Origin of the sequence: Xenorhabdus budapestensis (assembly GCF_002632465.1) — a bacterium.
In the GTDB taxonomy this organism is placed as follows: Bacteria; Pseudomonadota; Gammaproteobacteria; order Enterobacterales; family Enterobacteriaceae; genus Xenorhabdus; species Xenorhabdus budapestensis.
Map to the genome: position 1 here is coordinate 341109 of NZ_NIBS01000002.1, position 13372 is coordinate 354480.

The 13372-nt window shown below is 41.2% G+C and carries 9 protein-coding genes; 4 read left to right on the plus strand and 5 right to left on the minus strand.

Annotated elements, in window-relative coordinates; genetic code table 11:
* Positions 1-36 precede the first annotated feature (36 nt).
* Positions 37-2655, minus strand: a complete 2619-nt coding sequence (pepN, locus tag Xbud_RS04245) for an aminopeptidase N (RefSeq protein ID WP_099134890.1) — start codon at positions 2653-2655, stop codon at positions 37-39.
* Positions 2656-2979: 324 nt separating this feature from the next.
* Between pepN and pncB the strand changes: the two genes are divergently transcribed.
* The 4 genes from pncB (at position 2980) to Xbud_RS04265 (ending at position 8667) form a co-directional block, all read left to right on the plus strand.
* Positions 2980-4194, plus strand: a complete 1215-nt coding sequence (pncB, locus tag Xbud_RS04250) for a nicotinate phosphoribosyltransferase (protein ID WP_099134891.1) — start codon at positions 2980-2982, stop codon at positions 4192-4194.
* 224 nt (positions 4195-4418) lie between these two features.
* A complete protein-coding gene (asnS, locus tag Xbud_RS04255) occupies positions 4419-5819 on the plus strand; it encodes an asparagine--tRNA ligase (RefSeq protein WP_099134892.1) in 1401 nt (466 codons plus the stop codon).
* A 306-nt stretch (positions 5820-6125) separates the two neighbouring features.
* Positions 6126-7235 carry a porin gene (locus Xbud_RS04260; RefSeq protein WP_099134893.1) on the plus strand — a complete coding sequence of 370 codons (1110 nt, stop codon included), beginning with the start codon at positions 6126-6128 and terminating at the stop codon, positions 7233-7235.
* 241 nt (positions 7236-7476) lie between these two features.
* Entirely contained in the window at positions 7477-8667 is a 1191-nt protein-coding gene (locus Xbud_RS04265; protein ID WP_099134894.1) for an amino acid aminotransferase, read from the plus strand.
* A 104-nt stretch (positions 8668-8771) separates the two neighbouring features.
* Here the strand turns inward: Xbud_RS04265 and Xbud_RS04270 are convergent, their stop codons facing one another.
* From Xbud_RS04270 to aphA, 4 genes are all read right to left on the minus strand, one after another.
* Entirely contained in the window at positions 8772-9398 is a 627-nt protein-coding gene (locus tag Xbud_RS04270) for an MBL fold metallo-hydrolase (protein WP_099134895.1), read from the minus strand.
* 110 nt (positions 9399-9508) lie between these two features.
* Positions 9509-10057 (minus strand): peptidoglycan L,D-endopeptidase MepK, encoded by a 549-nt coding sequence (mepK, locus tag Xbud_RS04275; protein ID WP_099134896.1) that lies wholly within the window; start codon positions 10055-10057, stop codon positions 9509-9511.
* Positions 10058-10388: 331 nt separating this feature from the next.
* A complete protein-coding gene (gene ldtD / locus Xbud_RS04280; RefSeq protein ID WP_099134897.1) occupies positions 10389-12116 on the minus strand; it encodes a L,D-transpeptidase in 1728 nt (575 codons plus the stop codon).
* 332 nt (positions 12117-12448) lie between these two features.
* Positions 12449-13162, minus strand: coding sequence for an acid phosphatase AphA (aphA, locus tag Xbud_RS04285; protein ID WP_099134898.1), 714 nt, complete (start codon positions 13160-13162; stop codon positions 12449-12451).
* Positions 13163-13372 lie beyond the last annotated feature (210 nt).

Genomic DNA, 13372 nt, shown 5'->3' on the forward strand with positions numbered 1-13372 from the left:
TCTCCTCCGGCTATTGCCGGAGGAAAATATCATAACTTAGCTTTCAAGTGCCTTGGTGATTTTTTCAAACAGGTCACCAGATAAGTTTTCCAGTTCTTTCAGTTCTTCTAAAGTAGCACGCATCAGCGCCTGACGTTTTTCATCATAACGTTTCAGGCGAATCAACGGTTCAATCAAACGTGACGCCACTTGTGGATTCCGGCTGTTCAAATCAGTCAATACTTCTTTCAGGAACTGATAACCACGCCCATCTTCAGCATGGAATGCTACTGCATTATTGACAAAGAAAGTTCTCAGCAACGAATAAATCCGGTTCGGATTACTCAAACTGAAAGAACGATGCTTCATCAAGCTACGCACTTTATCAAGCACATCAAACGCAGGGCTAGTGGCCTGAAGAATAAACCACTTATCCATAACCAAACCATCTTGATGCCAACGTTGATCAAACTCATCCATCAACTGATAACTGCAAGGTAATTCTGCCGCCATTGCCGCAGATAACGCAGCAATAGTATCCGTCATATTATCAGCCTGATAATATTGAGCCGCGATTAATTTATCTGCCTGCCCCTTATCTTCAATAAAAGCTAAATAATGCAGACAAATATTGCGTAATGCCCGTTTCGCAATATCCTGATGTTCCACACGATATGTTCCTGTGTGAATACTGTGATAAACAGCAGCGAACTCATCCACCATTTCATTAGCCAGACTACGCGTGATAGCATAAAGCACTTCATGAATAGCCTGTGGATCAATCACCGTAAACAACTCTGCCATTTCATTTTCAGAAGGCAGTGTCAGGATCAAGGCAGCCAACGCAGGATCAATTTCCTTATCCAACAATACCGCGCGGAATGCATCAATCACATGCATTGGCAGCTCTATTGGCTGAGATTGCTGATAGCGGGCAACATTCAGTTTTACATAATTAGCCAATAGTGCTTGTGCGGCATCCCAGCGGGAAAATTCATTACGTGCATGCTTCATTAAGAAAGCCAATTGGGAATCACTATATGGATAATCCAGTTTCACCGGTGCCGAGAATTCACGTAATAAAGAAGGAATTGGCTGTGACGGAACAACATCAAATACAAATGATTGTTCTGCATTGATAACATTCAGGACATAGTGAACCAACTGACCATCACGACACAGTGGGATCACCCGGCCATCCTCATCATACAATTCAATATCCAGCGGAATGTGTAGTGGCAGCTTCTCTTTCTGATCGGCAGTTGGTGGTGTCATCTGAGTGACATGCAGAGTATATTGCTGTTTTTCTGCATCGTACTCATCGCGGACAGTCACTACCGGAGTACCGGATTGGCTGTACCAACGACGGAATAATGTCAAATCAACGTTTGAAGCATCCTCCATCGCCTGAACAAAATCATCACAGGTTGCTGCGCTACCATCATGACGATGAATATAAAGCTGCATTCCCGCCTGAAATTGTTCCTCACCCAACAATGTATGGATCATTCGGATCACTTCCGAACCTTTCTCATAGACTGTCAACGTATAGAAATTATTCATCTCCATTACTTGATCAGGGCGGATAGGATGCGCCATTGGGCTGGCATCTTCAGCAAACTGTGCTGCGCGCATAACACGCACATTATTAATACGGTTAACAGAACGTGAACCTAAATCAGAACTGAATTCTTGATCACGGAATACCGTCAACCCTTCTTTCAGGCTTAACTGGAACCAATCACGACAGGTGATCCTATTTCCCGTCCAGTTATGGAAATATTCATGACCAATCACGGCTTCAATGCCAAGATAATCTTTGTCTGTTGCCGTTTCAGTTTTAGCTAATACATATTTTGAGTTAAAGATATTTAGCCCTTTATTCTCCATCGCCCCCATATTGAAGAAATCAACAGCGACAATCATGTAGATATCAAGGTCATACTCCAAACCAAAGCGAGTCTCATCCCACTTCATGGAGTTTTTCAGTGATGTCATGGCCCAATCGGCACGATCCAAATTACCCCGGTCTACAAACAGCTCCAGAGCAACTTCATGACCACTACGGGTAATAAAAGTATCACGCAAAACATCAAAATCCCCTGCCACCAACGCGAACAGATAAGAGGGTTTCGGGAATGGATCCTGCCATTTCACCCAATGGCGGCCATCATCAAGCTCTCCCTGCTCGACGCGGTTACCATTAGACAATAAGAAAGGATATTTGGATTTATCTGCGGTAATACGGGTCGTAAAACGAGCCAATACATCCGGTCTGTCCAGATAGTAAGTAATGTTACGAAAACCTTCCGATTCACACTGCGTACACAGAGCATCACCTGACACATACAGACCTTCAAGTGCGGTATTAGCAGATGGATGATTTTCAACAACAATTTTCAAAGTAAACTGCGCGGGTAATTGTTCTATGATTAATTTATCATCCTGCTCCTGATAATGTTCCCACGCTGTATCATTAATATGAATACTCTTCAGTGTGAGATTTTCCCCATCCAAAATGAGGGGTGCAATGTCATTAATCAGACGTTTTACCTGGCTGGTTGCCGTTACAGTTGTTTTATCTGCATCCAGAACAAAATCGAGATCAATATCTGTAATCGTGTAATCTGGCGCTTTATAATCCAGACGATGTTTAATAAACCGCTGTTTTGTCATAAGAAACCTTTTTCATTACTTGATTGAGAAGCTAACGCTGCCACAGAGATCCCATCCTTTCAATCTTGAAATCTCTTTTTTCATATGTTAATAATTTATTAAATAAAGGTATAAATGATGTAATCGATATATTGGTGCTTTTGTGCTAATTATCATCTCATATTGTATTTAACATGATATCATCTATAAATTGATCAACCTTAATCTCTTGTCCGGAAAAATATATGTGATTATGTGGCTTTAATAACGAAATAATCGCGGTATACTCTTCCGACTTTATCGATTTAGCAGACACAAATGCTCCGCGAGGATGTTTGACGCGCCATGACTTTAGACGCTACCCCGATTATCAGATCACTGCTTGACACTGATGCTTATAAATTTCATATGCAGCAAGCAGTGTACCACCATTACAATGATATTCCTGTTGTTGCAGAATTTCGTTGTCGTGGTGATGAGCTACTCGGTGAATATGCCGAGGAATTACGTCATCAAATTAACATGATGGCTGATTTAGCCCTGACAGAACGCGAGGCTGAATATCTTTCCAGTTTACCGTTCTTTAAACAAGATTATCTGGACTGGTTCAAAACTTTTCGTTTTAACCCAGAACAAGTCGAAGTTTCTGTTACTGATAAGGGACAGTTAGCCATCAGAATTTCAGGTTTATGGCGTGACGTTATTCTATGGGAAGTCCCGCTGCTTGCCTTAATCAGTGAACTGGTTCACCGTCACCGTTCTCCTGAAATAAAACCGGAAGTGGCTGTCAGTCAGCTCAGAAAATTAATCGAGCTGTTCCATCAAGACGCCACAGCAGAAAATATCGATTTGTCCGGTTTCAAATTGATGGATTTCGGCACTCGTCGCCGTTTTTCACATGAAGTGCAGTATGCCATTGTCAAGGAGCTGAAAGAGAGCTTTCCTTATCTGATTGGCACCAGTAACTACCAACTGGCACAACAGCTGGATCTGGCACCTCTTGGCACACAAGCTCATGAGTGGTTTCAGGCACATCAACAAATCAGCCCTGAACTTGCCAACAGCCAGCGGGCAGCATTACAGACTTGGTTGAATGAATACCCAGAGCAGTTGGGCATTGCCCTGACAGATTGCATTACGATGGATGCATTCCTGCGGGATTTTGATAAATCCTTTGCTACCGCTTATATTGGCCTGCGCCATGACTCCGGTGACCCAATCGAATGGGGTGAAAAAGCAATTGCACACTACCAATCACTGGGTATCAATCCACTGACCAAAACGTTGGTATTTTCAGACAGTCTGGATCTGCAAAAATCTCTGGCTCTCTATCAACATTTTTACAAGCGAATCAATGTTATGTTTGGCATTGGCACACGGTTAACCTGTAATATTCCGGGTATAAAACCGCTGAATATTGTGATCAAACTTGTTGAATGCAACGGTAAACCGGTGGCTAAGCTATCTGACAGCCCCGGCAAAACCATTTGTGAAGATGTTGAGTTTGTCAATAGATTACGCAGAGCGTTTGATATACCGGAAATGAAAAAAGCCGTGTAGTTTCCGGTATAGTTTCTACTGATTGTTTCCGGCATAACCAGATAGATCCCGGTTATGCCGGGAAGAAAAATAACTTTTCTCTTTATTTCCCCGTTAATCCCCTTAATTTCTGCTTGTTTCCTGTGAGATGACAAGTAAGATAAAGAGCCATAGTGCCATTTGACACTATTTACAATAAATCCAATTATCTATTTCACTATTATATATAAAGAAGAGAGAAATTTATGAGCGTAGCGCCTGTAGTCGATGTACTGCAAGGCCGTGTTCCGGTTGGCAGCGAAGTCACCGTCCGCGGCTGGGTACGTACAAGGAGAGATTCTAAAGCTGGTATCTCATTCCTCGCCGTCCATGACGGTTCCTGCTTTAATCCATTACAGGCCGTCGTTAATAATAATTTACCTAATTACCAGGATGAAATTCTGAATCTGACTACTGGCTGCTCTGTGGAAGTGACCGGCACAGTAGCAGAGTCACAAGGTAAAGGCCAGAGTTTCGAACTGCAAGCAACCAAAGTGGTTGTCGTTGGTATAGTGGAAGATCCTGATACATATCCAATGGCGGCGAAACGCCACAGCATTGAATATCTACGTGAAGTGGCCCACCTCCGCCCACGTACCAACCTGATTGGCGCAGTTGCCCGTGTTCGTCACACTCTGGCACAAGCTCTGCATCGTTTCTATCATGAGAAAGGTTTCTTTTGGGTATCTTCTCCCTTGATCACTGCTTCAGATACCGAAGGTGCGGGAGAGATGTTCCGCGTTTCCACTTTGGATCTGCAAAACCTGCCACTGACGGATAAAGGTGACGTTGATTTCAGCAAAGATTTCTTCGGACGTGAAGCCTTCCTGACAGTATCCGGTCAGCTGAACGGTGAGGCTTACGCCTGTGCATTGAGCAAAGTCTACACCTTCGGGCCGACTTTCCGTGCTGAAAACTCCAATACCAGCCGCCATCTGGCTGAGTTCTGGATGCTTGAGCCAGAAGTCGCTTTTGCCGATCTGAACGACATCGCCAAACTCGCTGAAGAAATGCTGAAGTATGTCTTCAAGGCCGTTTTGGCAGAACGCGCTGATGATCTGGCGTTCTTTGCAGAACGTGTTGATAGCGAAGTCATTATCCGACTGGAAAAATTTGTTGATTCAGACTTTGTTCAGTTGGATTACACTGATGCTATTGAAATTCTGGAAAACTGTGGTCATAAATTCGAAAACCCTGTTTACTGGGGTGTTGATTTGGCATCTGAACATGAACGCTATCTGGCAGAGAAGCACTTTGGTGCGCCAGTTATCATGAAAAACTATCCAAAAGACATCAAAGCCTTTTATATGCGCATGAATGAAGATGGTAAAACTGTTGCTGCAATGGATGTTCTGGCGCCAGGCATTGGTGAAATTATTGGTGGCTCCCAACGTGAAGAACGTTTGGACATGCTGGATAAGCGTATGGAAGAGATGGAACTGAATAAAGAAGATTATTGGTGGTATCGTGATCTACGCCGTTATGGCACCGTTCCTCATTCTGGTTTCGGTCTGGGCTTTGAACGTCTGGTGGCTTATGTTACTGGTGTATCAAATGTACGCGATGTTATCCCGTTCCCACGGACACCAAGAAACGCAAGTTTCTAATGAATTAGCTCAATAAATACGCAAAATTTAATCCTAAGAAAAGCCAGCATTTGCTGGCTTTTTTCATTCTATGGCGAAAACAGCGCAAAAAAAGTTCCTTGACATTTACAATTTGAAATATCTATTTTCATTTGGTTACTAATTTTGTGCTTTTGTAGCATTTTGAGGGTGGATAAAACCTATGACCAATGGAACACTGAGCGCAGATTAATAAGACACCTGATACCCATAAATAGTTCCAAAAACTTTAGTGTTCTGTTTCTGACAGTAACAGATGTCTGAATAACACCAATGAGGGTAATAATAATGAAGCGCAATATTCTTGCAGTGGTAATTCCAGCTCTGCTGGTTGCTGGTACAGCAAACGCAGCCGAAATTTTCAACAAAGATGGTAACAAACTGGATCTGTACGGTAAAGTAGACGTCCGTCATCAGCTCGCAGATAAGAGAAGCAGTGAAGATGGTGATGCTTCTTACGCTCGTATCGGCATCAAAGGCGAAACTCAGATCACTGATCAACTGACTGGTTTCGGTCGTTGGGAATACAATCTGAAAGCCCACACCGAAGAAGGTAAGCAAGATACTGCTACCCGTCTGGCTTTTGCTGGTTTGAAATTCGCTAACTACGGTTCACTGGATTACGGTCGTAACTACGGCGTAAACTACGACGTTAACGCATGGACTGACGTACTGCCAATCTTTGGTGGTGACTCCATGGCTAAGACTGACAATTTCATGACTGGCCGTGCTACTGGCCTGTTGACCTACCGTAACACTGACTTCTTTGGTCTGGTTGATGGCCTGAACTTTGCTCTGCAATACCAAGGCCAGAACAGCGACCGCACCAAAAATGGCCGTGAAGACATCAAGAAAGCAAATGGTGATGGCTACGGTTTGTCTGCTACCTACAACGTAGGTTACGGCATCACTGTTGGTGGTACTTATGCTAATTCTGCCCGTACCTTAGGTAATGGTCAGAAACAGTCTAATGCCTTTGGTAAACGTGCTGAAGCATGGAACATCGGTGCGAAATACGATGCTAACAACGTATATCTGGCAGCAATGTACGGCGAAACCCGCAATATGACCCCTGGTTCAGTAAATGTTGCTGGTATAAAACACGACGGTATTGCTAATAAAACTCAAAACGTTGAATTAGTTGCACAATACCTGTTCGCTGACTATGGTCTGAAACCATCTCTGGCTTATGTGCAGTCAAAAGGCAAAGATCTGACTGAAGGCAAAGACCGTTTCAACGCTGATCTAGTCAAATATGTTTCTGTAGGTTCTTACTACTACTTTAACAAAAACCTGTCTACCTATGTTGATTATAAAATCAACCTACTGAACAAAAACGAAGGTAACGACACAGGTGCTCGTAATGTATTCGGTGTTGGTCTGACTTATCAGTTCTAATCACTGCTGATAAACTGTTTAGCGAAAAGTTAAACATATTTATCTCAGAAAAGCAGCGCCGGAGCGCTGCTTTTTTATTTTATTTCACTGTTTTTCCTGACTATTTTCTTCACTCCGTAAACTACTTCACAAGATTTTATTCTTTTTACTACTAGTGGTTGGCAAATGGATTCCTTAAGGTTACCCTGAGCGGCATATAACTCATTTTGGGCTTAACTCTCCAAATTTTGGAATTGAAAAAATGTTTGAGAAAATCACAGCAGCTCCTGCCGACCCCATCCTTGGTTTAGCGGATAGTTTTAAAGTTGATCCCCGCGAAAATAAAATCAACTTGGGTATTGGTGTCTACAAAGATGAAACCGGTAAAACCCCCGTCCTGACCACCGTTAAAAAAGCAGAAAAATTCCTGCTAGAAAATGAAACTACTAAAAATTATTTGGCAATTAGCGGATTACCGGAATTTGGTCGTGTAACTCAAGAACTGCTCTTCGGCAGCACCAGCGCTATCGTTACTGACAAACGCGCCCGTACTGTACAAAGCCCAGGCGGAACAGGTGCACTGCGTATTGCCGCTGATTTTATTGCTAAACAAACCAATGCCAAACGTGTTTGGATCAGCAACCCGACCTGGCCAAACCATATAGGTGTTTTCACCAGCGCAGGTTTAGAGATCCGCGAATACAACTATTACGATGCAGAAAAACACGCACTGGACTTCGAAGGTATGCTGGCAAGTCTGTCTGAAGCACAGGCAGGTGATGTTGTTCTGCTGCATGGCTGCTGCCATAACCCAACCGGTATTGATCCAACCGCTGAACAGTGGCAGAAACTGGCAGATTTATCTGCAGCAAATGGCTGGTTGCCTGTATTCGATTTCGCTTATCAGGGCTTTGCCAAAGGTCTGGATGAAGACGCCGAAGGTCTGCGCATTTTTGCCAAAAATCACAATGAACTGCTCGTTGCCAGCTCTTACTCCAAAAACTTCGGCCTGTACAATGAGCGTGTAGGCGCTTGTACCATCGTTGCAGCAGATAGTGACACCGCAGAAAAAGCATTCAGTCAGGCGAAATCTATTGTTCGTACCAACTACTCTAACCCACCAGCGCATGGTGCATCTGTAGTAACAACCATTCTGTCCAACGAAGAACTGAAAGCAGAATGGGTTCAGGAATTGGCAACAATGCGCGAACGTATTCAACGTATGCGTCAGTTGTTTGTAAACACTTTGCAAGAAAAAGGGACAAAACAAGATTTCAGCTTCATCATCGCTCAAAATGGTATGTTCTCATTTAGTGGTCTGACTAAAGAACAAGTTGAGCGCCTGCGTGAAGAATATGCCGTATATGCGGTCAGCTCTGGCCGTATTAACGTAGCAGGCTTAACACTGGAGAACATGGTTCCACTGTGTGAAGCTATCGTTGCCGTGCTTTAATTTTCATAAGGTACATAAAGCATCCTGATAATAAAGCCGCTTGGTTAGCGGCTTTATTATTTTTACCTCAAAACCCTCTGGGTCTGAAAATTTATCGCTCAGTTTTACAAAAAAGGGTTAGTTTTTCGCTCATGACCCAATGTTGACATTGGCCCATGTCCGGGAATGAATTGGTAATCATCGCCCAAAGGTAACACTTTTTCTTTAATAGATTGGATCAACTCATCATAATTTCCACTCGGAAAATCCGTGCGCCCGATACTACCTTTAAATAGTACATCTCCCATCGAGATTAACTTCTCAGCATGATTGGAAAAGATGATATGCCCTGGTGTATGCCCCGGACAATGCAAAACAGAAAGTTGGATATTGCCAATTTGTAATGTATCTCCTTCATCCAGCCAACGTTCAGGGGTAAAAGATGGGCATTCTTTGACACCAAACATTTGACATTGAACCTCTAATGCTTCTATCCAATAAGCATCGGCTTTATGCGGGCCATGAACTGGCACATTAAAATAAGTAGCAATATCAACAGTTGCACCAACATGATCAAAGTGACCATGTGTCAGTAAAATTTGGGTTAACTTTATCCCCCGACGTTCTATTTCAGATATCAGCCTTTCAGCTTCACCACCGGGGTCAACAATTGCAGCCTCCAGAGTTTCCTCGCACCAGATCAACGTACAATTCTGCATCGCAGCGGTGACAGGCATAATGTGGTATTTCATTGTATTGCTTAACTCCACAATCAGGACAAATTCTTAATATACCTAATAAATTTTCAAGTTGTAGCGCAGCAAACAGAGAGGCAACTTGAAAAATGAAAGATATAATAAGATTACCACGTCCTGATCAGTCCTGTATCAATATGAATAAAATTACTTTTTGGATAGAACCCTACTCCACCTGCTCTCATCTTCAATGCCGCCTTACGAATATGTGTCAGCCCTACCCCATCAATATGAAAATCCATTGCCTGACCACAGGTATGATAACTGTGTTTTGCCACGCCAGAGCTTTTATGGCGCAACATATTATTAGTCTTTAATGAACGATAGCCCGATACCAATTGAATAGATTTATTTATTCCCATCATCATTTGTAGTAAGTAGATCTGGTTAAATAACTCCGGATCAATTGTTTTGATTTCATTTTGGCGATAATCACGGAATAAATAATTTAGGCGAGTAAGTTCGGACTTATTATAATGACGACCGTCAAAAAATTCGGCCTTAATGGTTTCTCCGGTATGGAGATTATCTATACGTAGGCTTCTGGGGCGTGGAATTGTCAATGTAGCTAGTGCATGTTGAGGTAATAAACCTAACCCCAATGCAACCATACCTACGCCAAGCCACTTACGGCGGTTATGATCAATATTATTCATGTATTATGCCCTGCTATTCTATGATTTATCCCCCATTGTCTTTCAAGATATGGCTTTATTCTTTATTGATTACATCTTGAAATCCATAGAGGTGTATGGATAATTTCAAAACTATATTAACAATTATATTTAATTAATTAACAATACAACAACAGACAAAAAGTAGCTCCTATTATTTGATCAGATCAAGATAATTACGTTATAAGTAAAAGAAAAACAATCGGAAGGAATAAAAATGAGAGGCAGAAAAAATAGCAGTGAGGATATAAATTCCTTATCCTCACTGCATAGATGCGATTATCAATTTCTTTCATTCATGATTTAATAAAAATTATGGTGACAATGTATCCCGTTTGGTTACCAAGGCTTGGGACACCCGTTCAGATTTTTTTCTGGCATTACTATCATATTTATAGATATCTGCCCGATATTGAGGCTTTCCTTTTTCATCAATCCAAGCTGTCTGATAATAAAGGAATACTGGGATTTTTTTCGATATATTCACATACTTTGTTGTCCACGTTTTTAAAGAATTACTCACACGACTTTTATCCCAACCCGCATCTCCCAATAACATATTGGCCAATTCAGGTGCTTTGTTAACACGCACACAACCTGAACTAACCGCTCTCATTTCTCGATTGAATGAAGCCTGATTTGGCGTGTCATGCAAATATATCGCCTCTGAATTTGGCATATTAAATTTAAATCGTCCTAATGAGTTAGTTGGGCCTGGAGCTTGCCGTATCCGATAAGGGAAATTGCCAGGTGTTATCACTCGCCAATTAATTGATGAGGGATTGATAACTGTAGCATCACTATGCCAACTGGAAAAAACAGTATAACCACGGCTACGAAAATAATTGGGATCACGCATAGCTCTTGGTGCTATGTCTTTACGGGTCATACTGACAGGAACAGTCCAGGGAGGATTGATTACCACATTGTCCATCTCACTGCTCATAATCGGTGTCTTTCGGCTTGGGCGTCCAACAACAACTTTAGAAGTTAAAACTTTCTCACCATCCAGATAATAAAATAACGAGTAATTCGGAATATTCACCAAAATCGCGGTGGGAAGATTGTCAGGAATGATGCGTAACCGCTGCATATTCAAAGCCATAATTCTGGCACGGGTTTGTGGCGTAGTATTTAACCATACTCTTGTAGACTGCCCAATAACACCATCAGCGGATAATCCATGTAAAGATTGGAAGCGTTTTACAGCAGCAACTAACTCTTTATTATAGAACTTATTTTCGGGCCTGACTGCTGATGACTCCAAAGTACCAGTTCGAATTAATATATTTCTTAATACGGTGACACTTTTACTACTTTGTCCCGGTTTTAACATTTCTTTCATCGAAAATTCAGACCACGGCTGTTTATCCGATAATTGTTTTAGCATCTCACTGCGCATATTTTCATACATGGAATGAGCAGGAGATAATCCCGAAATATAACCACTAAGGCTATTACTAGAAATATGCTTTTGCCATTTATCAATTAAATCATAAGAAGGTAAATCGATTTTATAAGGTGTTTTGCTATATAACCATGAATCCCCTTTCTTATGAATGTTATTAATAAAATGAAGATAACCTAGCATAGCATCAGATAGAATGACATCTCGCCCCATATCACTTAATTCAGGATAATTAAGTTGCACAAGCCATTTCCCAAATTGAGGCTGAAACCCAGCTAACGACAAATCAAATAATTGCCGTTCAAAATACTGTATAGCATTTTTATCCTGCCATAATGGCTTCATGTTATTTACCGAATATAATCTGGCTAATTGCTCAGAGAAAACAGGAGTTATTTTTTTCGGCAATAAGTTCTGTAATTGCTCCTTACTTTCTTCAAGAGAATTTGTTGAAAATACAGGAAATATCTGAGTAGAGGATATGTTGATATCTGCTTTTTTTTGCTCCCCTGACAATTGTTGGACATCATTTGCTATCAATCCATTTTGTTGATTTGCAAAGGTTCCCTCTGATACCACTAATATGCTACAAATAAAAGAAAATTTCAGTAATCTTACCGTGTAATTTGCCATAAGAGTTCACCTCGCTTTTTATGTATACCCCTCTTTTTCATGGAGACAGCTTCGTCGACTGCATTCATCAGCCTTAACACTGTACATGAAATTTTCTGGGTATATCTGGCTATCCAATGACTTATTCTAATTATCGGCAGAACTATTTTATCAGAAGAAAATAATAGTAATTATATACATAATTACTTATTAAGACAGAAAGATTTTTAATTATCTCCAATTACATGAGTCAAAAGAAATTTTTACTATAATAAATTAGATTATGTTAATCCTAAAAAAGAAAAGGCACTTAAAGTGCCTTTAATAAGAAATAAATATAATAAAATTTCATATTAATATTCTGAGTTTATCACCACCTCTTCTCCAAATTTACCTGCTTTAGGTAAAGGCTGATAAGAAGAATTGGATGCTCTCAGAATACGAATACCACGAATATTCAATTCACGGGCCGCAGCAATATCAGCATCTGCATCCCCATAATAAATCTTCAGTTTATGATCTCTCATCCAGCTAATTTTATTATTCTTACCAAGATCATCACCAGCAAAAATAACAGGGTTCATTTTATCAGCAGGAATATGGAGATCTTCCTGTAAATATTTGGTAACTGTTTCTATTTTGGTTTTAGTGCGTCCAGTGATGAAGTAGACATCATCACCCCGTTTCAAATGCATCCGCACCAAATCGATACCAACCTGTTTTGGCATACTGAACTTATCCCATTCATTATTCATTTTTTTCCAAAACTCTGGGTTTTTCAGATAGCTATGATCATTTGGCGAATATTCCAATTTACCCCGATAAAAACCGGGACTGGAAAACAATACCGTATCATCAATATCAAACCCGACGGCCATTGGCGGCTGATTTTGCAAACTTTTTTCAATTTGCTCTACGGAGACCCAATGCACTGCCTGACGTTGAGAAAGCTCTACCGCCGTGACCCCTGAACTGATTTGTTCTGGCATTTGTATTTTTGCCTGAGCTGTACCGTTTAAACCAACAGCAAGTACAATTGTACTAAATGCCAACATCACTTTACGCATCGTTTTTCCTTCTTATACCTTGGATGCCCAATGGCATGGAATAATAAGCACTCTTATCTCAATAAAATGAGACTCTATGCACATATTTCAAAACGTTATTATTATCTTTATAAGTAAAAATCCGCCTTCATAGAAGGCGGCTTTGACGCGGCCCCCTAAAAGGGGGCTTAAACACTATTCTTCCAGCCCCAGCTGTATTTGTCTTTCTGC